Source organism: Macellibacteroides fermentans, from assembly GCF_013409575.1.
In the GTDB taxonomy this organism is placed as follows: Bacteria; Bacteroidota; Bacteroidia; order Bacteroidales; family Tannerellaceae; genus Macellibacteroides; species Macellibacteroides fermentans.
The window spans coordinates 106,553-131,974 of the sequence record NZ_JACCCY010000003.1; the positions used below are offsets into that span (position 1 = coordinate 106,553).

Annotated in this window: 18 protein-coding genes and 3 tRNA genes; 12 read left to right on the forward strand and 9 right to left on the reverse strand. The window is 43.3% G+C overall.

All coding sequences use genetic code 11. The features are described 5' to 3' along the window. Positions 1-35 precede the first annotated feature (35 nt). Entirely contained in the window at positions 36-1,013 is a 978-nt protein-coding gene (locus tag F5613_RS09855; RefSeq protein WP_179399643.1) for an adenosine kinase, read from the reverse strand. A 102-nt stretch (positions 1,014-1,115) separates the two neighbouring features. Here F5613_RS09855 and F5613_RS09860 point away from each other — a divergent pair. The 6 genes from F5613_RS09860 to F5613_RS09885 all read left to right on the forward strand — a co-directional run bounded on the left by F5613_RS09860 (position 1,116) and on the right by F5613_RS09885 (position 4,437). After that, positions 1,116-1,189: transfer RNA gene (locus tag F5613_RS09860), tRNA-Asn, on the forward strand. Positions 1,190-1,218: 29 nt separating this feature from the next. Beyond that, a tRNA-Asn gene (locus tag F5613_RS09865) sits at positions 1,219-1,292 on the forward strand. Between the two features lie 28 nt (positions 1,293-1,320). Next, positions 1,321-1,394: transfer RNA gene (locus tag F5613_RS09870), tRNA-Asn, on the forward strand. A 217-nt stretch (positions 1,395-1,611) separates the two neighbouring features. Continuing rightward, positions 1,612-2,214 (forward strand): hypothetical protein, encoded by a 603-nt coding sequence (locus F5613_RS09875; protein ID WP_179399644.1) that lies wholly within the window; start codon positions 1,612-1,614, stop codon positions 2,212-2,214. A gap of 320 nt (positions 2,215-2,534) precedes the next feature. Next, positions 2,535-3,293, forward strand: coding sequence for a tRNA (guanosine(46)-N7)-methyltransferase TrmB (gene trmB / locus F5613_RS09880; RefSeq protein WP_079682613.1), 759 nt, complete (start codon positions 2,535-2,537; stop codon positions 3,291-3,293). A 25-nt stretch (positions 3,294-3,318) separates the two neighbouring features. Further along, positions 3,319-4,437 (forward strand): Mrp/NBP35 family ATP-binding protein, encoded by a 1,119-nt coding sequence (locus F5613_RS09885; protein ID WP_068183169.1) that lies wholly within the window; start codon positions 3,319-3,321, stop codon positions 4,435-4,437. A gap of 145 nt (positions 4,438-4,582) precedes the next feature. On the opposite strand, the gene secDF is transcribed toward F5613_RS09885, so the two are convergent. Further along, positions 4,583-7,615 (reverse strand): protein translocase subunit SecDF, encoded by a 3,033-nt coding sequence (gene secDF, locus F5613_RS09890; RefSeq protein ID WP_179399645.1) that lies wholly within the window; start codon positions 7,613-7,615, stop codon positions 4,583-4,585. Positions 7,616-7,956: 341 nt separating this feature from the next. Here secDF and F5613_RS09895 point away from each other — a divergent pair, with 341 nt between their 5' ends. After that, positions 7,957-9,174, forward strand: a complete 1,218-nt coding sequence (locus F5613_RS09895) for a DUF4468 domain-containing protein (protein WP_179399646.1) — start codon at positions 7,957-7,959, stop codon at positions 9,172-9,174. A 10-nt stretch (positions 9,175-9,184) separates the two neighbouring features. Beyond that, positions 9,185-9,727: a DUF4468 domain-containing protein gene (locus F5613_RS09900; RefSeq protein WP_179399647.1), complete on the forward strand. Its 543-nt coding sequence runs from the start codon at positions 9,185-9,187 to the stop codon at positions 9,725-9,727. A 3-nt stretch (positions 9,728-9,730) separates the two neighbouring features. On the opposite strand, the gene F5613_RS09905 is transcribed toward F5613_RS09900, so the two are convergent. The 3 genes from F5613_RS09905 to F5613_RS09915 all read right to left on the reverse strand — a co-directional run bounded on the left by F5613_RS09905 (position 9,731) and on the right by F5613_RS09915 (position 12,422). After that, positions 9,731-10,678: an endonuclease/exonuclease/phosphatase family protein gene (locus F5613_RS09905; RefSeq protein WP_394353472.1), complete on the reverse strand. Its 948-nt coding sequence runs from the start codon at positions 10,676-10,678 to the stop codon at positions 9,731-9,733. A 162-nt stretch (positions 10,679-10,840) separates the two neighbouring features. After that, positions 10,841-11,719 carry a rhomboid family protein gene (locus F5613_RS09910; RefSeq protein ID WP_179399649.1) on the reverse strand — a complete coding sequence of 293 codons (879 nt, stop codon included), beginning with the start codon at positions 11,717-11,719 and terminating at the stop codon, positions 10,841-10,843. Next, on the reverse strand, positions 11,700-12,422 hold the full coding sequence (locus F5613_RS09915; RefSeq protein ID WP_179399650.1) for a rhomboid family intramembrane serine protease: 723 nt from the start codon (positions 12,420-12,422) through the stop codon (positions 11,700-11,702). Before F5613_RS09915 ends, F5613_RS09910 begins: the two co-directional genes overlap by 20 nt. 267 nt (positions 12,423-12,689) lie before the next feature. On the opposite strand from F5613_RS09915, the gene F5613_RS09920 reads away from it, so the two are divergent. Together F5613_RS09920 and argS are read left to right on the forward strand one after the other, a co-directional pair. Continuing rightward, positions 12,690-12,962: an HU family DNA-binding protein gene (locus F5613_RS09920; RefSeq protein ID WP_079682620.1), complete on the forward strand. Its 273-nt coding sequence runs from the start codon at positions 12,690-12,692 to the stop codon at positions 12,960-12,962. Between the two features lie 114 nt (positions 12,963-13,076). Then, on the forward strand, positions 13,077-14,870 hold the full coding sequence (argS, locus tag F5613_RS09925) for an arginine--tRNA ligase (RefSeq protein WP_179399651.1): 1,794 nt from the start codon (positions 13,077-13,079) through the stop codon (positions 14,868-14,870). Positions 14,871-14,941: 71 nt separating this feature from the next. Here the strand turns inward: argS and topA are convergent, their stop codons facing one another. Further along, entirely contained in the window at positions 14,942-17,284 is a 2,343-nt protein-coding gene (gene topA, locus F5613_RS09930) for a type I DNA topoisomerase (RefSeq protein ID WP_179399652.1), read from the reverse strand. Positions 17,285-17,454: 170 nt separating this feature from the next. Between topA and F5613_RS09935 the strand changes: the two genes are divergently transcribed. Both F5613_RS09935 and F5613_RS09940 read left to right on the forward strand, forming a co-directional pair. Then, on the forward strand, positions 17,455-17,718 hold the full coding sequence (locus F5613_RS09935) for a tetratricopeptide repeat protein (RefSeq protein WP_068183197.1): 264 nt from the start codon (positions 17,455-17,457) through the stop codon (positions 17,716-17,718). Positions 17,719-17,830: 112 nt separating this feature from the next. Next, on the forward strand, positions 17,831-19,747 hold the full coding sequence (locus F5613_RS09940; RefSeq protein ID WP_179400015.1) for an SUMF1/EgtB/PvdO family nonheme iron enzyme: 1,917 nt from the start codon (positions 17,831-17,833) through the stop codon (positions 19,745-19,747). 250 nt (positions 19,748-19,997) lie between these two features. Here the strand turns inward: F5613_RS09940 and F5613_RS09945 are convergent, their stop codons facing one another. The 3 genes from F5613_RS09945 to F5613_RS09955 form a co-directional block, all read right to left on the reverse strand. Continuing rightward, positions 19,998-21,767, reverse strand: coding sequence for a TonB-dependent receptor (locus tag F5613_RS09945; RefSeq protein ID WP_179399653.1), 1,770 nt, complete (start codon positions 21,765-21,767; stop codon positions 19,998-20,000). A gap of 8 nt (positions 21,768-21,775) precedes the next feature. Next, positions 21,776-24,775, reverse strand: a complete 3,000-nt coding sequence (locus tag F5613_RS09950) for a tetratricopeptide repeat protein (protein ID WP_179399654.1) — start codon at positions 24,773-24,775, stop codon at positions 21,776-21,778. 105 nt (positions 24,776-24,880) lie between these two features. Continuing rightward, positions 24,881-25,399 (reverse strand): NUDIX hydrolase, encoded by a 519-nt coding sequence (locus F5613_RS09955; protein WP_079682626.1) that lies wholly within the window; start codon positions 25,397-25,399, stop codon positions 24,881-24,883. Positions 25,400-25,422 lie beyond the last annotated feature (23 nt).

The window sequence follows — 25,422 nt, forward strand, 5'->3', positions numbered from 1 at the left end:
TTTGTATGCCGTAAATGTATACAATATTAGGGGTATTAGTTTAAAATATGTGCTACTTTTAACTTTATTTGTTCCCATTGATGATCCGGAATGCAGGCTCCGGACACTTCCACCACGTGCGAAGCCAACAGCGCTCCGATTCTGGCCGCCCTGTCCAATGTAGCCGATTTACTTAACCCGAATAAAAAGCCTGCTGCGAAATGATCGCCGGCACCCGTTGTATCCACAGCCCGGGCTTTAACAGCATCAATAGGGATAACCTCGTTGCCTGTTGCCACCAACGCTCCCTCTTTACCCAGTGTAACCACTGCAATATCCACCATCTGCGCCAACCGGGATGCTGCCTCGCGGGGCGAAAGTCCGGTAAAGGAAAATGACTCCTGCTCGTTGCAGAACAGAATATCTACGTAGGCCGGAATCACCTCCTGTAACATAGCCAGGTTTGATTCCACCACATTGAAACTGGACAAATCGAGCGCCACTTTCAATCCGGCCTCTTTAGCCAGCGACAAAGCCTCGCGGAACAACGGTTCGTTTACGATAAGATACCCCTCTATGTAAATGCAGTCGTATGTACGTATAATTTCGGACTTTAACTCGGCAGGATTCAATGTGGCAGCCGGTCCGAGGAATGTAGCCATGGTACGTTCGCCGTCCGGAGTAACGAACACCGTACAGCTACCGGATATACCTTCGGTCTTCACAAAATTAGGTTCCACGCCCGCTTGTTGGAGGGCACTTTCATAGCTTTGCGCCAATTCGTCCGATCCGATTTTCCCGATATATCCCACATTGGCTCCTAAATTTGCCATTGCACGGATGGTATTACATACTGAACCACCCGGAGAAACCGATCTTGAAAGGTCTGTGCTGGCCGAACGCAAACGAATCATTTGATCTTTGTCTATCAGCTCCATAGCTCCTTTTGCTATGCCGATATCGGACAAAACCGACTCGTCTTTCACCCTCAATACCACGTCCACCAAAGCATTCCCCAAACCTATAGTTCTCATTTTTTCTTATTTTTTCTGCAAATATATTGCATATTTCGAAAACAAGACTTACTTTTGCACTGCATTTTAAGAAATGGCATCCACTTCTGACAATTGCAATTTTCTTCCTTAGCTCAGTTGGTTAGAGCATCTGACTGTTAATCAGAGGGTCCTTGGTTCAAGTCCAAGAGGGAGAGCAGAACAAACCTTGACTATGTATTTAAATTCTTCCTTAGCTCAGTTGGTTAGAGCATCTGACTGTTAATCAGAGGGTCCTTGGTTCAAGTCCAAGAGGGAGAGCAGAACAACCTTGACTATGTATTTAAATTCTTCCTTAGCTCAGTTGGTTAGAGCATCTGACTGTTAATCAGAGGGTCCTTGGTTCAAGTCCAAGAGGGAGAGCAGAACGAAGCAGAAATCTTTAAAAGATTTTCTGCTTTGTTTTTTATTGCCGGTCCGGTTTATATCTCTATATTTGAGGAAAATAGCATGTATGCGTCCTTACTTCAACCTTCCAAGAGACTGGGTATCCCCGATTGCTTTCGATCGGAAAGCAGCGATTTTGTAAAAAACTGTATCTATCTAAATAATATCAAATCAACTTTAATTTGTAAAAACCATGAAGACGTATTTATTTACAGGGCTGCTGGGCCTTATCATTCTTAGTAGTTTTTCGTCCTGCCGTACTTCCGACCATGAACCGGACCTTGTTTTCTATAATTTAGCCCTCAGTTTTCAGGATGCTTCCGGGAAAGACCTGGTACAAGGGATTGAACTGGAGCGCGAATCCGGATCTGTTTCTGTAGAGCAGGCTCAGTCCGGTTTAGTAAAAAGGGATTTGTATACCCTGAAAGTTGTAACTTCTCAACCCTGCGAAGATGTGATTGCTTCTAAATCTAAAAACTACATTCCTGATAGTCCCCGGTTAGGAATGACAAAATACAACGGCTACAGCTTTTTAACCAACGATTTCGGAATGGGTGCAAATGATTGCCCTGATGAGAAAGTGCTCACATACAAGCTCAAATGCCCTACTGTTTTTGGCGATGAAGCAGAACACGAACTGGTAACGTACTGGGAAGTTCCCAAAATACAAAACAATTTTGCCAAAGCGATATGCAACCGCATCGAGTTTGAAGGTAAAGTGATCACCCCCACCATCGTTCCGGAAAGCTACAACTACCAGGCAATCGTCATACTGGAAAGCAAGGCAAAAGAATAACGTTCATGGTATAGATTAATTGTTTTCATAGTTACAAACTATTCGTTTGACAATTGTTGAACGCAAGTTACCCATATGTCTACTTTGCATTCAACAATTGTCAAACGCAAAGCAGACAAATGCCAAACGAATAGTTCACCATTATGAAAACAATAGTTTATCGTATAGAAAGTTCTTATTCTGTTAAGATATCGAGTTTATTTACATGCAAAAATGATAGATGACAAATCATTTCGACATAAATTATAACCAAAGACAACGGACGGTAAATGGCTTGATAATCCGAATTCTAAAAAGAAATAATGTCGTATATTTGCAGCATGGGAAAGAATAAATTAGCTAAGTTTGACGATATGGCGGGCTATCCGCACGTATTCCAATTTCCATTTGCCACTTTGCAGGAGAAAGGTTTCGATCTGAAGGGTCATTGGAATGAACGTTTTTTCAAGAATAACAACCCCATCGTTTTGGAGCTGGGATGTGGTAAGGGTGAATACACCGTTGGTTTGGGAAAGCTTTTCCCAAACAAGAACTTTATCGGAATAGACATCAAAGGGGCCCGGATGTGGAGTGGTGCCAAGGAATCGATGGAACAGGGAATGACCAACGTGGCATTTCTGCGTACACACATCGAATTGATTTCTCACTTCTTTGCGGCTAACGAAGTCTCCGAAATCTGGATCACATTTCCAGACCCGCAGATGAAGAAGGTGAGCAAAAGGCTTACCTCCACCCGCTTCATGAAACTATACCGCGAACTGCTGGCCGGCGACGGGATTGTTCATCTGAAGACCGACAGCAACTTCATGTTTCAATATACCTGCGAAATGGTTAAGGCCAATAATTACCCGGTTCTTTGCAGTACAGACGACCTGTATCATTCGGGCATGGCAGACGATATTCTGGGCATCAGGACCTACTACGAACAGCAATGGCTGGACAGGGGTTTGAACATCAAGTATATTAAATTTGTTTGTGAAGAGAGAGAGTCGCTGACGGAGCCGGAGGTGGAGATTGAACTGGATCCCTACCGGAGTTTCAACCGTAGCAAACGCAGCGCTTTGGCTTCAGGGAAATAAATATGCACATAAATAATTACTGAAAATGGCTATATATCCTAAACTAATTATGGACGCACTTTCCAAGGTGCGTTACCCGGGTACAGGAAAGGATCTTGTCTCTGCCGAAATGGTAGAGGACGACATCCGTATTGATGGCAATAAAGTTACTTTTTCGCTGATTTTTGAGAAACCGAACGATCCGTTTATCCGGTCGGTCGTAAAAGCTGCCGAGACTGCCATAAACACCTATGTGGGTCCGGAAGTGGAAATTAAAGGAAACATTCAGGTAAAAACAAAACAGGTGGCACGTCCGGAACCGGACAAGCTGTTGCCTCAGGTAAAGAACATTATTGCAGTGTCTTCCGGTAAGGGTGGGGTTGGTAAAAGTACAGTTGCCGCCAATCTGGCCGTTGCATTAGCTCAGCTGGGCTACAAGGTGGGCTTATTGGATGCGGATATATTCGGACCTTCCATGCCTAAGATGTTCAATGTGGAAGATGCACGTCCTTATATGGAAACAGTTGGAGAACGCGAGCTGATCAAGCCCATCGAAAAATACGGGGTAAAGCTTCTCTCTATCGGTTTCTTTGTAAGCAAAGAGGATGCAGTCTTGTGGAGAGGCAGTATGGCCAGCAACGCCCTTAAACAGCTGATTGCGGATGCCAACTGGGGAGAACTGGACTTCTTCCTGCTAGACCTTCCTCCGGGCACAAGCGATATTCATCTTACACTGGTACAAACCCTGGCCATTACGGGAGCCGTGGTTGTAAGTACACCTCAGGAGGTGGCCCTTGCAGACGCGCGTAAAGGAATCAGCATGTTTACCGGCGAAAAGATTGATGTACCGGTACTTGGATTGATCGAAAACATGGCCTGGTTTACCCCAGCCGAGTTACCCGAAAACAAGTATTATATATTCGGCAAAGAGGGTTGCAAGAAGTTGGCCGAAGAGCTGTCTATACCCTTAATCGGTCAGATACCCATCGTACAGAGCATTTGCGAAGGCGGCGACAGCGGTAAACCGGTTGCGCTGGATACTGATTCACTTACCGGGATGGCCTTTAAGCAGCTTGCAGAGAATATGGTGGCTCAGCTTAACTACCGGAACGAGAACCTTGCTCCTACAAAAAGGGTGGAAGTTACCACTACCAGAAAGCATTAAGGTTACATTACGCTATAAAATGAAAGAGGGTACTCACTTGTTTGAGCACCCTCTTTTTATTTGTACAGATAAGCAGTCTTTAAAAAAATAAAGCGAGGCTCCTGCTTGAGGAACCTCGCTTCTATCTATAGAATAAGTCTATTTATTATTTTGCAGACTCTTTAGCAGCTTTTTTGGCAAGGCTTCTTTTCTGAATTTCGTATGCAATCGGGGTTGCAACAAACAGGGTTGAATAAGTACCAATAACTACACCTAATGCAATTGCAAAAGTAAAGCTTCTGATTGTATCGCCACCCAGAATAAAGATACACAGTACAACTACAAATGTAGTTAATGATGTATTAAGAGTACGAGACAAGGTTGAATTCAATGCATCGTTTATTACCTGGTAACGATCACGTTTAGGATATAGACCGATTGTTTCACGAATACGGTCAAAGACTACCACGGTGTCGTTAATTGAATATCCGATAATAGTAAGAATTGCCGCAATAAACGTCTGGTCTACTTCCATTGAAAATGGCATAAACTTCCAAAGCAAAGAATACAATGCTATAATACTGAATGTTGTTACAGCAACAGAAGCAAATGCTCCGGCAGAGAATGATACATCTCTAAATCGTAGCAAGATATAGGCTGCCATACAGATCATGGAGAACAATACAGCAAGATAAGCACTATTCTTGATATCGTCTGCCATACTTGGTCCAACCTTTTGAGAACTTTGAATATTAGTATCTACAAATTGATCCAGCGTAGTACCATCCTTCAAAAGAGGTTTTAATCCTTCATAAAGCTTAGTTTCAATTTCACGGTCAACCTCTGCATTTGAATCAGCGATCTTATAGTTTGTAGAAATACGCACCTGATCAGCTGAACCAATAGTTATAACACTTACAGCTCCATCTAGCTGGTCGCTAAGCATTCCACGAACATTATCGGTTTGAACCGGTTGATCAAAACGTACAATATAGTTTCTACCACCTGTGAAGTCAATACCATTATTTAATCCGATAGTGAAGAAAGATGCGATACCCACAAGGATAAGTGCCAATGGGATTAAATAACCTGTTTTACGTTTTCCTAAGAAATTTACGGTCGGATTTACAAGTAAATCTTTGGTAAATGAAGTAGTAAACGGAAGTGTTTTAATTTTTTCCTTAGCAATAAGTCCCTCATAAACGATACGGGTCAGGAACACGGCTGTGATGAATGAGGCGATAAGACCTATAATCAAGGTCGTTGCAAAACCTCGGATAGGACCTGTTCCGAAGTAGAACAACACGATACCTGTGATGATTGTAGTAAGGTTGGAGTCGAAGATAGCAGAGAATGCATTCTTGTAACCATCGTCCAATGCCTTCTTAAGATTCTTACCGGCACGTAATTCCTCTTTTGTACGTTCGTAAATCAATACGTTCGCATCAACTGCCATACCTAAGGTCAATACCATACCCGCAATACCGGCTAAAGTAAGCACCGCCTGGAAGGAGGCCAGGATACCCATTGTAAAGAATATATTTATCAATAAGGCTCCATTAGCAATCATACCCGGTACTAAACCGTAAGCTGCACACATGTAGCACATCAGCAACACCAATGCGATAACGAAAGAGATTACTCCAGCAGTGATCGCTTCTTGGCCCAAAGACGGACCAACCACATCTTCCTGTACAATCTGTACAGAAGCGGCCATCTTACCTGACTTCAACACGTTGGCAAGGTCTTTCGCCTCTTCAGGTGTAAAGTCGCCTGTAATAGATGAACGTCCACCAGTGATTTCGTCGTTTACACGTGGTGCAGAGTAAACCATATCATCCAGAATGATGGCAACCGATTTACCGATATTTTCTTTTGTAAGACGAGCCCAGGCTTTAGCACCTTCGGCATTCATCGTCATGCTTACTTCAGATTCGGCGCGGCCGGGCTGTTGGTTGAAGTCGTCGCGTGCGTCTGTTACAACATCACCTCCCAAAGCCGGACTTCCGTCGCGGTTGGTAACCTTGATAGCATATAGCTGGAAGAATTGTTCTTTTTCGTCGATTGCCTTCACACCCCATTTCAAAGAAAGGTTTCTTGGCAATACGTCTTTTACCTGTTTCATGTTAAGGTATTCGTCGATCTTAGCCATGTCTTTTACATGAGCAACACCAACAACCGGACCACCTGCAAGCTGACCGTTATATTGATTGATCTGCAGAAGGGCAAACAACGGGTGTTGTTTTGCAAACTCTTCCATTGACTGAGAAGACTGTGTATCAGGTTGTTTCTGCTCGATTTTGGCAAGAAGCGTATCTACACTTGCAGAATCAGCAACTTCGGCAACCTCTTCAGTTACTGCAGCTGTAGAATCTGTTGCCACTAAAGCTGAATCTGCTACAGGAGCTTCTGCTGCTGCGGCATCAAATTTGGACAGATCTAATTTTGCTAGTACATTGTCTGCAGCAATCAGCTGTTGATAAATTTCGGGTAAATCATATGTTTCCCAGAATTCAAGATTGGCACTACCTTGTAAAAGCTTACGAACACGCTCCGGTTCCTTAACACCCGGTAATTCAACCAGGATACGGCCGGCAGTTTCAAGACGCTGGATATTAGGAGAAACCACACCGAAACGGTCGATACGGGTACGTAATACGTTGAATGAATTGTCGATAGCACTCTTCAACTCTTCACGGATTACAGAAATAACCTGTGCATCGGTACTTTGAGGAGTAATTCTGTCTTTCAGTTCGAAAGTGCTGAAGATAGCAGAAAGACGTGCTCCCGGATCAAGTTTTTTATATTCTTCGGCAAAAAGATCAATAAAGTCTTTCTGACTGGTGTTCTGACGGGCATAAGCCAGATCAAGCGCTTTGTTGAAGTTCTCGTCCGTGTTTTTATTTGAAAGTGAACGAAGCACATCAGCCACATTCAGTTCCAAAACTACGTTCATACCTCCTTTTAAGTCGAGACCTAAACTAATTTCCATTTCACGACACTGCTTAAGGGTATAGCCAAGCCATACCTTCTGAGTAGAGAGTGAGTCGATAAACTGACTCTCTTTTGCCGGATCCCCAGCTGCGTACTCTGCTGCTTTACTTGAATAGTATCTGGTCACAAAAGAAAACGACAGATAGAACAAGCAAACCAGGGTAAGTAACACAGAGAAGACCTTTACAAATCCTTTGTTTTGCATTTGAATCTTATTTTTATGTTATTACATTATATATTTTTCGATTTTTTCACAGGGTGCAAATATATGATTTTTTTTCAATGACTGCGACTAAATCAATTAATAATTTGCGTATCACAGGCTTTATTTGAAAGACAAAATGGCTTGAAATCTCAAAATTAACCGGTTTTATTTGGAATTCAATCACTTCAGTTTCAAAAAATAACAATTTACACTCAAATACATTCCTTAACGTCGATTGCAAACAATCCTAAAAAGAACAACGATCAGCCATTTTTTGACACGTATCCGTTAATAATCGAAGTTTTTTAAGTAGGTTTGCCATAAAATAAATCTAACGCATAATGAAACGTCTATTTTTTCTTTTTTTATTAATGCCGGGCATTCTCTTTGCTCAAAAAGAAGAACACTATCTGGCTGGTGCTGTCCCGGAAGTGGACGGAAAGGTTGTATTTTCTAAAACAATCAAAGCCCCTTCCCTATCTCAGGAACAGCTTTACGAAGCCATGTTATCCTGGGCAGGCGATTATTATAACGGAGAAAAAAACAGAGTAGTATATCAGAAGCCCGAAGAAGGTGCAATTGCTTGCCTCGGTAACGAATATATCGTATTCAGCAGCTCGGCTCTGTCGCTCGACAGGACTACGATCAACTACCTGATGCGTATTGTATGTGTTGACCAGCGTTGCGATTTGGAGATAAGCGGTATACGATACGAATACAATGTTTCTTACCAGAAACAACCCGAAAAGTATGTGGCTGAAGAGTGGATAACCGACAAGATTGCACTTAGGAATAACAAGTTGCTTCGGGTACCGGGAAAGTTCAGAAAAGGCACAATCGATTTGATAGACAAGCTTTTTGTTGATGCGACAAATAAAATTAACGGGCTGGTATCGGCAAGTGCCTCGGCTGCAGCTCCGGTTACAGCGGCTGTTGTTCCGGCTGTAACATCTCAGACTGCGGTGGTTACACCGGTTGTTCCCATTGCTCCGGTTGTTGCCGCTACACCGCTTATTGCTGCAACAACTACTGCCGCTGCACAGGCTCAACCCGAAGTTTTACCTGTTCAGGCCAATGTACCTGCCGGATACAAAGCGGTTGCTGCAGATAAAATTCCGGGCAATATCATCCGGATGATGCAGAACGACCAGATGATGATTACGGTTTCCAACGGACAGGAAACAGATTTTGCCACGCTTAGCTCGGGAGGTGTAGGTTATGCGTTTAGCAAGCCGGTTGCCTTCTGTATCACCGAATCCGGTAAACATATCGCCTCGCTGATCGAATCGGCTTCGTCTTATACGCTTTCGTTCTATACCGAAGCCTACAGAGATGTTCTCGACAAGAACAAGGATAACCGGAGCAAAGATCCGGATAGAATTCAAAACTCGGGACTTACTCTTATTACTACGTCCAACGGCAACAAGGCTTTTTCTGAAGCATGGATGATTATCGAATGTAAGAAAATCTCTTTGTCGCAACAAAACGGAACGGCAGGAGCTCCGGTAAATGGAAGCAAAATTCTTTTAGGTGAAATACAAAATGTATGGATTAAATAAAACACTGCATATGAAACGATTTTTTTTATTACTGTTTTCCATTTTACCAATGATAGTTGCTGCCCAGGGGCATAAAGGGACTGTGGAGTCTTGCGCCCCTACCCGCGAAGGCAAGGTATTATACAGCGACAAGGTAGAGGTTAAGGATTCCGACCGACAAGAAATATTTCAGTCCATCCATGCATGGGCGAAAGAAAATTATGGCAAGGATGTATTCATATCCAGTGTTTCGGCCAATAAAAACAAAGGGACCCTGTTCATTGGATCCAAGGTTGAATTACTGCTGAACGACTCGGAAAAGACAATCGTCAAATATAAAATGAGGATTAATTGTCAGGACAACGGGTATTCTGTAGAGGTTACCGACATTTCTTATCAATATAGTCCGGGTGGAGAAGCTAAGGCGAAAACATATCCGGCCGAAGATGTTATTATGGGAAATGGAAAGGGTAATACGGTTACGGCCATTAAAGACCCTGTTTTATTCTGCAACGCCACCTATTTCTTTGTAGAGTCGCTGTTTGCGGATGTTTACGACGCGGTTGAAAACTAAATTCTATTCCAGCGTTATGTAGCACCACATAGGATAGTGGTCCGAATAACGTACTTTGTCCACCGTGCAACGATAGGACTTGATATTGGAAGAGTGCAGGATATTATCTATGCGGAACCAGAACTTGTTTTGGTTATAGCTTATCCCCAATCCTCTTCCCGATGCAGCAAAAGCATCGACCAGGTTCCCTTGAATGGTGCGGTGGGCATAGGAAATAGGAGTATCATTAAAATCTCCGCATACCAGCACATACTCTCCTTTAGCCTCCTTTATCTCTTTTGCCACCGTTTCGGCCTGTCCGGCTCTGATCTGAAATGCCGTACCCAGCTTTTGCTGCAAAGAGCCCTTCAATTCCGACAAGCCCTCGGATCCCAGATTCCCGATTATCTGCGAGTACTTGGATCGGTCTTCCATCGTAAGCTTGAATGATTCAAGGTGATTGTTTATCAGGGTTACTTTTTTCCCTTTTACGGTAAGTTCGTGTACTGCCGAACCGTTGAAGGCACTTTTATATTTTATACGCCGGCTCTTCTCAATGGGGTATTTGGAAAACAGGGCAATGCCGATGCTTTGATATTTATTGGCATTCAGTTCCACTACCGAACGATAGGGATACATTTTCAAGGCTTTATTTAATTTCCGGGTGGTTAATCCATTTCCATGCCTGCTGGTCGAATATTCCTGCAGACAAACAATGTCGGCTCCCGAATCGGCAATGTATTCGATTATCCGGTTGGGAGAATCGGCTGTATGATTTTTATAAGCAAAACCCATCACATTATAGGTAAGCACCTTCAATGATTCTTCAGGCAGTGGAGTGTTCATGCTATGAAAAGGAAGATACGAGGTTACTTGTCCCCATGCGATAATAAAGGAGGCTACTCCTATCAAAGCCGACTTCCAGTTTGAAACAACCAGCCAATAAAGGATAAAAAGAAAGTTCAGCACCATGAATACAGGGAATGCCAATCCGATATAGGAGAAAACCAAGTGTTTTTCTGGCGAGATGCGGTCGGAGAAAGCGGATAAAAGAAACAGGAATGCAACCAGAAAATGTCCCATTCCAAAAAGCACATGCAACAACAACTTGAATGTTTTCATACTTTCTGTGGGTTACTTTTTACTGGCATCAAACAATTGCTTTTTCTCATTATCCGATAAACTCTCGTAACCGGAACGTTTCAGTTTATCCAGAATTCTATCAATCCCTTCTTGTTCCTGATGTTTGCGGGCATTATAATCCCGATCAGTTTCAGCACGTCGGTGTGTAACTTTCATTCTGGGTTTACGTCGCAACAGATTTACAACAAAATCAATTATTTTATTGAATGGAGCGGTAAGGTCTTTTCCTTTATGGTATTGCGAAGCATAAAGAATACCGGCAAGGGCTCCTCCGATATGTGCGATATGACCTCCGGCATTGTCGGACGTTATTGCCAGCAAATCGATTCCCAAAGTAAACAAGGCAAGATAGATCAGCTTGATCCGGCCGATAAGCAAAAGAGAGATCTCCATGTCTTTCTTATAAAAGGAGACTGCAAACACAATTGCCATAACCGAAGCCGAAGCGCCCATTAAAGTACTATGAGCCGCTACATTGCTGAAATAGGGAAAGAAGTTATACGAAACGATATACAATAAAGCTCCTGCCAATCCACCTATTACGTATAACCCACCCAACTGACGTTCGCTGAAAAAGTTCAGAAACAGTCCGCCGAACCAATACAACCAAAGCATATTGAATATTATATGCAGAAAGTCAAAATGGGTGAACATATAGGTCAACAACGTCCAGGGGCGATACAACAACTGAATTGGAGACGAAGGCACCTGCAACCAGAAGAGCACAGTGTCTGCATTCATATTAAACAAGATGAATGCAACCGACAGTAATCTTACAATCAGAAACAGTCCAACGTTAATATAGATCAGCTTGGAAAGGATGCTTCCCTGGTTGAAGTTATATTTTATTTTAGAGATAAAATCTTCCATTGTCATTGTCATTCTTTCTCCAGTAACGAATCAGGAAGTATCCGAAAAGCATTCCTCCCAGGTGGGCAAAATGAGCGACGTTATCTCCGCCGAAGTTAGCCACACCCATAAACAGCTCTGCAAGTCCGTAAAAAACTACAAAATATTTAGCCTTAATGGGTACGGGAATAAACATCAGGTACAGGGGAACATTGGGGAATAACATCCCGAATGCAAGCAAAATACCAAACACAGAACCGGATGCGCCAATTGTCACAAAATAATTCATGTATTCGCTCTTGGATATGATCTGCTCGCCATTCAGATTAATGTAATCCTGCGAAGCAAAAACAAGTTCGCGTAGATTGAAGAACCATACAGCCTCCTGCACTACTGCAGCACCCAGTCCGGATACGATGTAAAATATCAGAAAACGTTTAGGTCCCCACACATTTTCAAGTACGCGGCCAAACATGTATACGGCAAACATGTTGAAGAAAACATGCGACAACGAACTTGTATCGTGAAGAAACATATAAGAGATAAACTGAAAAGCATAAAAATCGGTTGCCCACGGAAAATGCAATCCTCCTATATGAATAAGGTCAATCCCAATGCGCGGCAAAACAATGCTCGCCATCCAGAAAAGCAGATTGATTATTATAATATTTTTCGTTACTACCGGAATCCTGCTAAGGAATCCTGATCCTTCTTGATTTATCATAAGCAAATATTTACGGCAAAGGTAAAATTATTTTCTATATAGCCAGCCATACCCGTAGGCATTTTATAGAGGCACAATCTCCTATTCCCACAGAAAACAGGCCTTTTAAAGGCCATTTTTATCAAAAAAACGCCCTTAATAAAAGGAAAAAATAGCTCATAGTCAAAAAAAGTTTATAAATCTTTTGTTATATTTAAAATAAAGGTAACTTTGAAGCCGACAATAAGCTATCGGTCCATTGTTTAATATATTAACTATCAAACCATCATGAACAAAACAGAATTTATTAATGCCGTTGCTGAGCAATCGGGATTAAGCAAAGTTGACTCTAAGAAAGCTGTTGAGGCTTTCATCCAAACAATCTCTAACGAAATGAAAGAAGGTGGAAAAATTTCCCTTCTTGGTTTTGGTTCGTTCTCAACTACTGAAAAAGCCGCACGTAAAGGAGTTAATCCTAAAACGAAAGAAGTTATCGACATTCCTGCTCGTAAAGTTGTGAAATTTAAGGCTGGTGCTGAACTAACCGACAAGATCAAGTAAGAAATTTTCGTATGATAAAAAAAGGATGCAATAGGAATTGCATCCTTTTTTTTTATACCTCTCCGTAAAGTGTTATCTTTGCAGGAAAAATAACGAACATATAGACAGAAGCATATGGTCATCGAACAACAGATTGCGAGTACAATTGTATCCGGGATAAAAGAGCTCTACGGAACAGAAATAGACGGAGCTCAGATTCAGCTTGGAAAAACAAAAAAGGAGTTTAAAGGACACCTTACGCTGGTGGTATTTCCTTTTTTAAAAATATCCAGAAAATCTCCCGAACAAACGGCACAGGATTTGGGAAAGTATCTTCTTGAAAATGAACCTGCCGTTGCCGACTTTAACGTTATCAAAGGTTTCCTGAACCTTACGATTTCGGCTTCTTGCTGGATCGAGCTATTAAACACAATCCACAGCAGCCCCTCCTTTGGGACCGTTGAAGCTACGGAGACTTCGCCATTGGTGATGATTGAGTATTCTTCGCCTAATACAAATAAGCCTCTGCATTTGGGTCACGTACGCAATAATTTACTTGGCTATAGCCTTGCTGAAATTATGAAGGCAAACGGATACAAAGTAGTTAAAACTAATATTGTAAACGACCGAGGAATTCATATATGCAAATCGATGCTTGCCTGGAAAAAGTGGGGTGAGGGAGCTACTCCTGAATCTGCAGGGAAAAAAGGGGACCATCTGATTGGCGATTTTTATGTTTTGTTCGACAAGAAATACAAACAGGAACTTGCTGAACTTCAGGAAAGCGGACTCTCGAAGGAAGAGGCCGAAGCTAAGTCGGCATTGATGGCGGAAGCCCGTGAGATGTTGCTTAAATGGGAGGCCGGCGATAAAGAGGTGATTGACTTATGGACGATGATGAACAACTGGGTCTATGCCGGGTTCGATGAAACTTACAAACGAATGGGGGTTGACTTCGACAAGATTTACTACGAATCTCAGACCTATCTGGAAGGGAAAGGGAAAGTGCTTGAAGGTTTGGAGAAGGGTGTGTTCTATCGCAGGGAAGATGGTTCGGTTTGGGCCGACCTTACGGGCGACGGACTGGATGAAAAACTTTTGCTCCGAGCAGATGGTACTTCTGTATACATGACACAGGATATCGGTACCGCCAAACTTCGATTTGACGATTACCCTATCAATAAGATGATATACGTTGTGGGTAACGAACAAAATTATCACTTCCAGGTACTGTCTATCCTATTGGATAAATTGGGCTTTGAATTTGGTAAAGGGTTGGTTCATTTCTCTTACGGCATGGTTGAACTGCCCGAAGGAAAAATGAAAAGCCGAGAAGGAACTGTTGTAGATGCCGACGATCTGATGGAAGAGATGATCTCCACAGCACGCGAAATATCCCAGGAATTAGGGAAACTGGACGGATTAACAACCCAGGAGGCCGAGAAGATCGCTTCAATGGTAGGACTTGGCTCCCTGAAATACTTTATCCTGAAGGTTGATCCGCGTAAGAACATGACATTCAACCCGAAAGAATCCATCGATTTTAATGGAAACACCGGACCGTTCATACAATACACTTACGCCCGTATCTGTTCGGTTCTTCGCAAAGCTGCCGAACAAGGTATCACTCTGCCAAACCAGCTGGCGGCGAATATCGCTCTTTCTGAAAAAGAAGAGGGACTTATCCAACTCACATCAGATTTCGAATCGGTTGTTAAAGATGCAGGAAACGAATACAGTCCGGCTATCATAGCCAACTATGTATACGACCTGGTTAAAGAATACAATCAGTTCTACCATGATTTTTCTATCTTGCGCGAAGAGAATGAAGATGTGAAGGTATTTCGTCTGGTTCTATCGGCCAATGTTGCCAAGGTGGTTAAAAAGGGTATGTCCTTGCTTGGAATTGAAGTTCCGGAAAGAATGTAATTTTTTCAATGTTATATATACAAAAGAGGCGCTTCCAATGGAAGCGCCTCTTTTGTATATATAACATTGTATTATTCTTTCTTTCGTGTTGCCTTTTTCTTTGTAGTCTTCTTATCCGGGGCTTCTTCGATGATTTTCATGCATTCCTCGTACGTAAGTTTCTGAGGATCGGTATTCTTTGGAATTTTATAATTACTCTTCTTATAAGCAATATAAGCCCCGAAACGTCCGTTCAAAATCTGAAGTTCCGGTTCTTCCTCGAAAGATTTGATGAATCGTTGTTCTTCCTGTATCCTTTTTTTCTCAATAAGCTCGATGGCTTCGTCCAACTTAATCGTATATGGATTCAACTCTTTCGGAATCGTAACGAATTTATTGTTGTGACGGATAAACGGACCGAAACGTCCGATTGCGGCTATAACCTCTTCGTTTTCGAATTCGCCTACCTTACGGGGCAGATCAAACAATTTCAATGCCTCCTCCAGAGTGATTGTTTCGATGGACTGATCCTTCATCAATGCGGCAAAAGCAGGTTTAGGTGCTTTTTTATCGTCCGGGAATGCTTGTCCCATCTGAACACAAGGACCGTACCGGCTGATCTTTACAAACACAGGCTTACCACTTTTCGGATCAATACCAAGTTCTCTCTCCCCAACCTTATGATCTGTTTTACTGGTCATTGCCTCGTCAACGATTGGGTGGAAAATTTTATAAAAATTATCGATAACGCGTGTCCATTCCATTTCGCCGTCGGCAATGGAGTCGAACTCCTTTTCAACGTTGGCGGTAAAATTATAATCCAGAATATTGGGAAAATATTCAAGTAAAAAGTCGTTTACCACAATTCCTATATCCGTTGGCATAAGCTTGTTACGATCTGCTCCAACAGTTTCGCTTTTTTGTGCTTCCGAAATCTTTTCCTTTCGTAAAGAAATTACAGTAAAGTTGCGCTCCTCTCCTGCTTTATCACCCTTGACAACATAACCTCTGGTTTGTACCGTCTGAATAGTAGGTGCATAGGTTGAAGGTCTGCCGATACCCAACTCCTCCAATCGTCTAACCAGACTGGCTTCCGTATATCTGGGGGGACGTTGCGTAAATCTTTCGGTAGCTTTAACCTCATCCAGCACAAGAATATCATTCAGGTTAACAGCTGGTAAAAGTCCGTTTTCCTGTTCTTTCTCATTTTCATCGTCCATGCTTTCGCGATACACCTGTAAGAAGCCATCGAAAACGATTACCTCTCCCGTAGCCTGGAACTTATCCTTCCATCCGGGGAAGCTGACAGAAATAGTTGTTTTCTCCAATTCGGCATCAGCCATTTGAGACGCCAATGTTCTCTTACGGATCAGCTCGTACAATTTTTTCTCCTGAGCGGAACCTCCCGCCTCTACCCGATCGATATATGTAGGGCGTATGGCCTCGTGAGCCTCTTGTGCTCCTTTAGATTTGGTATGATATTGGCGGAATTTATAATACTTCTCGCCGTAGGTGTTAACAATTTCCTCTTTGGATGTTCCCAATGCCAAATCGCTTAGATTTACTGAGTCGGTACGCATATAGGTTATCATCCCCGATTCATATAACTTTTGAGCAATCGACATGGTTTGAGATACCGAATAACCCAACTTACGGGCAGCTTCCTGCTGTAAGGTAGAGGTGGTAAAAGGAGGAGCCGGAGATTTCTTTAACGGCTTCTTCGTTATATCGTCAATCTGGAACGATGCAGTCTTGCATTGGTTCAACAAACTGATAACCTCCTCTTTTGTCTTCAAACGTTTGTTCAACTCCGCTTTCAGTACAGTAGATCCGTCCGGCAGAATAAAATTGGCAATCACACGGTAAGCAGCCTCGCTCACAAAAGCGTTTATCTCCCGTTCACGTTCAACAATCAAACGGACAGCAACCGACTGAACCCTACCGGCAGACAAAGCTGGTCTTACCTTCCTCCAAAGAACCGGAGACAGCTCAAATCCCACAATACGATCCAGCACACGCCGTGCTTGTTGAGCATCCACCAGATTAAGATTTATATCACGGGGGGTCTCAATAGCATGCAAAATAGCCGTCTTGGTAATTTCATGAAATACGATTCGTTTCGTGTTTTCGGGTTTCAAGCCCAACACTTCGTATAAATGCCACGATATAGCTTCTCCTTCGCGGTCTTCATCGGATGCGAGCCAGACTTGTTCCGCTTGCTTCGCTTCACTCTTTAATTCGGACACCAACTTTTTCTTATCTGCAGGTACAACGTACTTGGGAAGATAATTTTTTTTCGTGTCAATACTGAATTCTTTAGGATTTAAATCGCGTATATGGCCATAACTAGACATCACCTTAAACTCTTTTCCAAGAAATTTCTCGATGGTCTTAGCCTTGGCCGGGGATTCTACTATTACCAGGTTTTTATGCATATTTTCTGCTTTCTCGTTCGAAATCGGGTACAAACTTACATAATTATTTACGAAATCTCACTAAATCAATAAAAAAACCATTTTTTACATCGGCTCCACTGGCCACCAACAAAGTACTTTGTGGCGAATATTCTTCATTTTTTTTATCTTTGTCTCGAAACAAGAAACCTATGGAAGCAATCAAACAACTTATATTAGACAATAAAGCAGACGAGGCCATCCGCCTCCTGGACGAAATTATTGCTGCAGATCCCCAAAATGATGAAGCCTATTATTTAAGGGGAAATGCCTGGCGAAAAAAGGGAAACATGCAATTGGCAATCAATAATTACTTGGAAGCTATGGAGATAAACCCCGAAAGTCCGGCTCGTCAGGCTCATGCCATGATGATGAAAATTATGAATTTCTTTAATAAAGACATGTATAACCATTAATTAAAGGATTGTGAATCAAACAATATGCTCTTCATTTAAAAGCTGGATACTGCTTTCATTTCTTTTTACAAACTCACTACTTTACAGTCAGAACCCGTTGTCCGAAATAAAAATGGCGGATATTCCTGCCGGATTCTTTTACATGGGAGGCAATGGCGAAGGAAGCAACTACGACGAAGCTCCGATACACAAGGTAACGCTGACGAAACCCTTTAAAATGTCGGTAACCGAAATAACCAACGCACAATATGAAGCGTACGACCCGGCGCACAAAGCGTATCGTGGAAAGAATGGTATCTCTGTTCATGACAATGAAGCAGTTGTATATGTTAGCTACAACGATGCCATGAACTATTGTAAATGGCTAAGTGAGAAGGAGGGCAAAACCTATAGGTTGCCCACTGAAGCAGAATGGGAATATGCCTGCAGAGCCGGAAGCTACCTAACCTTCTCGATGGATGACGGACTACCGGGTATTTTCCATAAGAATCAGCAAATAGTGCGCGATATGAAACCGGTCTCACTGGCGGTGGGAGAAACTCCTGCCAACAAATTCGGGTTACATGACATGCATGGCAATGTGGAAGAATGGTGCCTTGACTGGTACGGACCTTACATAGCCGATGACCAAACAGATCCGGTTGGGATGAAGCATGGTTTGTATCGCGTTACCCGTGGTGGAAGTCATAATACTCCGGAAAAATACCTCCGGTCATCCAACCGGATGGCCATGATACCGGAAGATAAGCATGCGCAGACAGGATTTAGAATTGTTCAGGCCGACTATCCGGAAAGTGAGCCGCTTGACGTATCGGCACAGGCGGAACAACCGGTTAAAGTTCCGCAGACAAAATACAACTGGAAAAAAGGCGTAACCCGGAAACCGTTCTTTCTTCCTCCTGTTCCCTATGTAATTGAACCCGCATGTAACTCGGGTATCCCCTTCTATCGTCATAATCACCAGCCGGCAATTACATGGTGCCCTAACGGCGACCTGCTGGCCATCTGGTTTTCGGCCAATGAAGAAAACGGACGCGAAATGGTTGTTCTGGGTTCCCGTTTAAGAAAAGGAGGTGAAACCTGGGAAAAAGCCTCTTTATTCTTTAAAGTTCCGGATCGAAATATGACAGGCTCTTCTCTTTTTAACGACGGACAAGGGAGGTTACTTCATCTTAACGGAGTGGAAGCTTCCGGTGACTGGCAGAACTTAGCCATGATACAACGCGAGAGTACAGATAACGGCGCCACCTGGTCGGCCCCACATCTGATAGCTCCCGAACACACCAAGCGTCACCAGGTAATAGCAGGTACGATTCAAACCCGCGAAGGGTGGTACATTCAACCCTGCGATGCCGGACCGGGAAGTCACGACGGGGCGGCGATCCACATCAGTAAAGACAAAGGAAAGACCTGGTCCGATCCGTGGGACGGGCAACCAGCCCAGTTTAAACCGAATGGAACCGGATCGACCATCGCAGGGATACATACCGGAATCGTACAGCTGATGAACGGCGACCTGCTGGCACTAGCCAGAGGGAACAGTCTGCCAGATGCCAACGGCGTGTTGCGTATGCCTATGAGTATATCCAAAGATATGGGTAAGAGCTGGACCTATTACGCGTCCGAATTTCCACCTATTGACGGAGGACAACGTCTTGTTCTGCTTCGTCTGTCTGAAGGACCTTTGTTATTAATCTCATTCACCGACCATCCGATACGAACAAAAAAAGAAAATAGGGGAATGCTCTTTGCAAATGCATCCGGAATGTCTTTCAGGGGTTATGGAATGTATGCGGCACTTTCGTACGACGAAGGGAAAACCTGGCCGGTTAAAAAGTTACTGACCGACGGGACGTATCGTTTTCTTAACGGCGGGGCATGGACAGGCTACTTCGAGATGGATTCGACACATGCCGAACCCAGAGGCTACCTGGCTGCTGTACAGTCGCCCGACAAAACCATCCATCTGGTTAGCAGCAGACTTCATTACCGGTTTAACCTGGCCTGGCTGATGGAGCCAGCAAAATAAAAAAAAGGGAGATAGCTCCCCCTATAAACAATTAAAGGATGTCATCCCGACATCCCCTAACCAACTTTGTTAACCTTAAATCTAATACTATTATGAAAAAACCACGATGCAAAGATACAATCCCACAAAGGGTTTGTCAAGCTTTTTTGCCATAAAACATGTTAAACAACATATAATAAATATGAAAGGGGGTACTGTAATAGTACCCCCTTTCATATTTGTAATCCGATTATACAGACTGCAGAACCCGTTAAAAGTTCAGATTAATACCAACCATGGCATTGAATCCTTGTTGCGGATACCCATAAAGCAGCTCATATTTCCGGAAAAGCAGGTTGTTGAATTTAATATAAGCACCAAAGGTTTCGTTAAGCTGGTAAGTACCTTTCATATTCAGCTCATTGATATTATCCATTTTGATATTAGATCCGTTCGCATGGGTGTATCTTCCTGTTCCCAGGTAATAATCCATTGAAAGCGTGATATTATCCATGGGCACCACCGATATTTCTCCAAACAACTCTGCTTTAGGCTTACCGAATGCTTTGATATCTGTAATTGTAGTTTCACCGGCAGGTTCCTCGCGCTCAATTTCATTTACCGACCAGGAGTTATAAACACCCTTCAACGATATGTTGAAAAGTTGTTGATAACTATATTTCAACGAGGCTCCGCCAAAGAACTTCTTAGCGTTATAATAAGCCACATTACTCACATTACCGAACTTGGTCAGCATAGATATCTGCGGAAGGAAGAAATGTTCGTTGTCGGTAATTTTGTATCCGCCAAAAACATCGAACCAGAAGCCTGCACCCGCTCCGCTTTTAATTCCGGCAATCCCGTCCAACCAGGTGCGTGAAGCCTCCAGAATTAAATCAGGATTGATATATCTGTTTACAGCAGAAATTTCCCAGGCACTGTTGGCACTTACTTTGCCGGTTGCCGTTGCATAAAAAACAGTCTTCGGAGCAAGTTCAACATCGAAATTGATATTCGGAGACAAGAACACCTTTTTCTCGTCGCCCGTGATGATCATAGCATTGGCACCCAATCGTAAGTTCCAACGTTCGCCATTCATCTTTAAATAGGGACTTAACGTAGACTCGAGGTGATTGTTACGCTCGAAGGGAACGGTCGTTTCCGGCTCTGTCTCACCGTAATTGAAGTATTCTACCTCACCTTCCAATCCGATGGTCATCCCTCCGTTAAACTCACTGTTCAGGTCGAAAGATGCTCCAAACGTATTTTCGGCAATACCACCCAAACCTCCTGTCATCCCGTACTTGTTGGTAAATCGCTTATAATCCAGATCCAAGGCATATTCGAACGGGCCGTGACCTTTTGATTCGAACCCGATCGTACCTCCGATCTTTGTATTTGCCTGATTCGTATCATAATCGAATAAAGGCAGAACACCCAAATCGACCAACCTTAAATCGGCCACAAAACCGTAGTAATTGAATGTACTGTGATCTATTCCAAAGCCAAGTTTCAAAGCGAGCTTCTCGTATTCGTGGCTGAAATTAATGCCACCCAGGTTATTGTTAAGCTTTGCTTTCTGCTTGTCGTCCATCTGCAGGTAACCTATATTCCCGTTGGTAGAACGATGCGATAAAAAGACATTCAGTTTGTCCTTCTCTGTATTCAGGATATGATACCCCAAGTCGCCGTTGATGTTCATGTAATTACCAGCTCCCAGATTCAGGTACCCCCTTTTCTTACTGTAAGGAATCTCAGTCATCACACTCCCCGACCCCAACAAAGATAATTCCTGTTGTGGATCTGTAGGAACAGCAAATGTGCTGTAGTCTATAGGCATCTTTTTCACTACAGGCTCCTTGATCTTTGGCAGCGTATTCACCTTCGAAGCATCCTGAACCGACGGATCGTATTCCCGTTCCAAAGTCATCTCCCGGTTCAGCTCCTTTTCTTTCGATTTATCTTCCTGTGCATGTACCGATGCAGCAGCACCTAAGGCAACCACCAGGCAGAGGGCTTTTACATTATATATTGCTTTCATCCCAGTTCTTATTTCTTTAGTTTACTCAATCTGTTTTCAATCATCCCGGCTATATCATCCGTACCTTTATAATTATTCTGCAAGCTGGTCAGATATTGACGAGCCTGAAAATCATCATTCTGACTAATATAGATATCCGCCAGTAAAATAAATCCACGGGCCAGCCAATACTGATGAGGTGTTCCGTTTTCAATGAAATTCATCAGCTCTTTTTCGGCCTTGGCATTCTCTTTATTATTAAAGTACAACTGAGCCAACAAATATTTAGCCTCAGCACCATGCACAGTGCGGGTATCCTTACTGATCGTCTGCAAATCGGGTAATGCCTTGGAGGCCTGCTTCAGGGCAATATATGCTTTAGCCCTTATATAACGCGCCTCGGCATTCAGTTCGGGCGACAGTTTAGGATCCTTCAGCAGCTCGTCGGCAGCAGTAAGGGCATCCTGTTGTTTTCCGGTATACTGAGCACAACGCATCATTCCTAATTTGGCCGCCTCTTTGTTTTCCTTACTTTCGGCGATGGCATGTAATTGCTTAAAGGTGAGCAACGCCGCAGCATAATCTTCCTGCAGGTATTCTATTTCGGCTTTACGTGCCGTTGCGTTTTCCGCAAACTTAGTATCACCGCTGGAAAGAACAGATGCAAACAGCTGTTTTGCCTCGTCATATTGTTTATTTGCGAAAGCAATGCTTCCCAGATAGAAATTGGCATTCGAACTAAATGCCCCTTTAGGGAACGACTGCAGGTAATTTGTCAGACTCTTCTTCGCCGCAGCGTTATCACCGCGCATAAATAACTTTTCGGCAGCCAGATAAGTCAGCGAATCCTGCTCGCTTACATCAAAATGAACCGATCCGCCCAATGAATTCACATACGAGGCATAGGCATTGATATCGTTCAGATCCATGTAAACCGACTTCAGATCTTGCAAAGCAACCTTTGCCTCATCACTTCCCGGATAATTGTCGACCACCTTCTTATAGGCAGCAGCAGCTTTTTCGGGCTGGTTGTCATTAAAGTAAAGTAACCCCAGCTGAATACCGGCTTTGCGTGCCTGTGTACTTTGAGGAAACTGACTTATCACTTTTTCGAATGCCTCTGCAGCACCCTGACTGTTTTCAAGCATAACGTAGGCCCGGCCTTTCTCAAACAGAGCATCATCCACATAGGGAGACTCCGGGTATTCGCGAACCAGACGGTCCATCGCACTGATTTTTCCACGGTAATCCTTTTGAAGTCCCAGCAGGAAGCCTTTCTGATATACCGAATAATCGGCGGCCGACGGTTGTAAAGTTGCCGAACGGCTGTAACTCTCTTCAGCCTGGGCAAACTGGCGACTTTGGAACAGACAGTCGCCGATACGATTGTATGCATCTGCATAGGCAGGCAACTGACGGTTGCTTTCCATATCAACATAGCTTCTGAACCTGCTTAATGCATCGGCATATTGTTGCTGTTTGAAGTAACAATACCCCAGATTATAGTGAGCCAACGCATACATCTCTCCGCTTTTTGCCTGAGTATTGTTCAGATAGGTTCTATAATCGGAGGCGGCACTGGCAAATTCACCTTTGCGGTAGTAACTTTCACCACGCCAGAAATAGGCATCGTTTCGGGCTTCCAGGTTGTATGACCCCAAAGAAATAGCCCGGTTGAACAGGTCGATCGCCTCATCCAGTTTTACATTCGTAAAGGATTGCGTTCCCAACTGGAATAAAATATCCTGCTTTGCCTCCAGTATTTTAGTACTCGGGCGCTTGATCTTTTCGATGGAAGCCAATGCCGAACGGTAATCCTTGGTTGTAAGATACACCTCAACCAGGTAATCGTTCACCTTATCTGAATAAACAGAGTTGGGGAACTCATTCAGGAAATTCTCGAAAATAGTAACCGACTCTCCAAACCCTGTAAAGGAAGTCTGATGAATCAGCAAAGCGTAATTATAGGTGGCAGCCTCCTTAACCTGTTTGTCGAACGAAGTCTTCGCCGCCGACTCGAAAGCCATGCGTGCATTGTTTTTATCGTTCAGCTTCAGGTAAGACTGACCCAGGTACAGGTAGGCATTCTGTGTAAGGGCATCCTGTTCGCGAACAGTCTGTCCGAAACAGTCCACCGCACTGTTAAAGCTCCCTTTATTAAAATAGCAGACACCTAAAATGTACAAATCGCCACGAAGGGGCGCATCGGTATCCGAAACATACTTGCTCAGGTTGGCAATGGCCTTGTCCTGATTTCCCTGGTGGTAATATGAATTACCCAAAATACGTCGAACCTCCGCATTGTTTTCGCTGTGAGGATAATTCTTCAGCAAAGCCTCTCCTTCAGCAATGGTTCTGTCGTATTTTTTCTGGATGAAATAAATCTGAGCCGTATAATAGGAAGATTGCAAAGCATATTCGGGTTTATCCTTCAAACGATCGAATTCCACCAACGCATTGTTGTACTTTCCCGTGGCATAGTCGATATAAGCAACGTAATAGGCACCGGCATCGTTGTATTTTGTTCCAATCTGCTTCAGGCGGGTAAAGTACCCTCTCGCCTTGTCCATTTCGCCGGTCTGCAGCAGTGAATAGGCATATCTGAAACTATACGTTTCCTGTTGAGACGGACTAAGCATCTCGATGGTAGACTGATTAAACCAGAATACCGCTTTTTCAAATTCTTTATGGTCGAAGTGAGCCGAAGCAATCAAAAAATGGATTTCATCGCTATGACGCGTATCCGGATATTTATCCATAAATTCCTTCAACACCTCCGATGCATTCTCCTTGCCTTGTTCAAAAGCCACACAAGCAAGCATATAATCGGACTCCTGGATAAGGTCGGCATCCGTAGATTGCTTTTTGAATGCCTCAAGTTTATCTGTACACCCCGGATAGTTCCTTAAAACAAACATCTCCTTTCCTTCAACAAAAAGTCGTTCGGGCGACTCAAACTGATGAGATCGTTGCCCGGTGGCCGCATGAGAGCCTACAACTAAACACAGTGGAATTAGTATTCTTTTCATCACTCCTTTGCTTTTTGGTCAGGCACAGGATTGTGCCTGAATGTTCTGATAGGCAAAGATAGAGAATAGGCTCCAAATAAAAAACTATGAGGTTTGTAAAAAGAATTAATTCTCTTTACAATATCTAACAACTCCCTCTTTTACAGATGTCAGTCCGAACAAGCTGGCATCCACCTCTTGCAGCTTCAACACAACAATTTCCGAAGCATCGTCTGCCGCAATTAGTCCGTCGAAAGTAGTTGCATAACACTCAAAAAAAAGATCTTCCGTATGCACTTCAAATCCCGAGTAAAGATAAATATTGGGTATGGAGAACAGATACCTGCTTGATTTTACATCCAATCCGGTCTCTTCTTTCACCTCACGGCGGACAGCCTCTTCGGCCGATTCATGCAGATCTACAAAACCGCCGGGTAAATCGAGCGTTCCTTTAGCCGGATCTTTCGCCCGTCTTACCACAAGCAACTCACCAACCTCATTACGGATAAAGCAGGCTACCGCAGCCGATGGATTAAAGTAATAGACAAACCCGCAGGAAGAGCAACGTTTGGATTTTTCATTATTGACGGCAAACCCGTCCGATCCACATTTGGGACAATATTTAAATTGATGTAAAGGATGCATAAACTCTTTTTTTACAAAGATAG

Coding starts and splice junctions, on each gene's coding strand:
- F5613_RS09855 (WP_179399643.1), bottom strand. CDS start 1,013: ATGAGAACTATAGGTTTGGGGAATGCTTTGGTGGACGTGGTATTGAGG.
- F5613_RS09875 (WP_179399644.1), top strand. CDS start 1,612: ATGAAGACGTATTTATTTACAGGGCTGCTGGGCCTTATCATTCTTAGT.
- trmB (WP_079682613.1), top strand. CDS start 2,535: ATGGGAAAGAATAAATTAGCTAAGTTTGACGATATGGCGGGCTATCCG.
- F5613_RS09885 (WP_068183169.1), top strand. CDS start 3,319: ATGGCTATATATCCTAAACTAATTATGGACGCACTTTCCAAGGTGCGT.
- secDF (WP_179399645.1), bottom strand. CDS start 7,615: ATGCAAAACAAAGGATTTGTAAAGGTCTTCTCTGTGTTACTTACCCTG.
- F5613_RS09895 (WP_179399646.1), top strand. CDS start 7,957: ATGAAACGTCTATTTTTTCTTTTTTTATTAATGCCGGGCATTCTCTTT.
- F5613_RS09900 (WP_179399647.1), top strand. CDS start 9,185: ATGAAACGATTTTTTTTATTACTGTTTTCCATTTTACCAATGATAGTT.
- F5613_RS09905 (WP_394353472.1), bottom strand. CDS start 10,678: ATGGTGCTGAACTTTCTTTTTATCCTTTATTGGCTGGTTGTTTCAAAC.
- F5613_RS09910 (WP_179399649.1), bottom strand. CDS start 11,719: ATGGAAGATTTTATCTCTAAAATAAAATATAACTTCAACCAGGGAAGC.
- F5613_RS09915 (WP_179399650.1), bottom strand. CDS start 12,422: ATGATAAATCAAGAAGGATCAGGATTCCTTAGCAGGATTCCGGTAGTA.
- F5613_RS09920 (WP_079682620.1), top strand. CDS start 12,690: ATGAACAAAACAGAATTTATTAATGCCGTTGCTGAGCAATCGGGATTA.
- argS (WP_179399651.1), top strand. CDS start 13,077: ATGGTCATCGAACAACAGATTGCGAGTACAATTGTATCCGGGATAAAA.
- topA (WP_179399652.1), bottom strand. CDS start 17,284: ATGCATAAAAACCTGGTAATAGTAGAATCCCCGGCCAAGGCTAAGACC.
- F5613_RS09935 (WP_068183197.1), top strand. CDS start 17,455: ATGGAAGCAATCAAACAACTTATATTAGACAATAAAGCAGACGAGGCC.
- F5613_RS09940 (WP_179400015.1), top strand. CDS start 17,831: ATGGCGGATATTCCTGCCGGATTCTTTTACATGGGAGGCAATGGCGAA.
- F5613_RS09945 (WP_179399653.1), bottom strand. CDS start 21,767: ATGAAAGCAATATATAATGTAAAAGCCCTCTGCCTGGTGGTTGCCTTA.
- F5613_RS09950 (WP_179399654.1), bottom strand. CDS start 24,775: ATGAAAAGAATACTAATTCCACTGTGTTTAGTTGTAGGCTCTCATGCG.
- F5613_RS09955 (WP_079682626.1), bottom strand. CDS start 25,399: ATGCATCCTTTACATCAATTTAAATATTGTCCCAAATGTGGATCGGAC.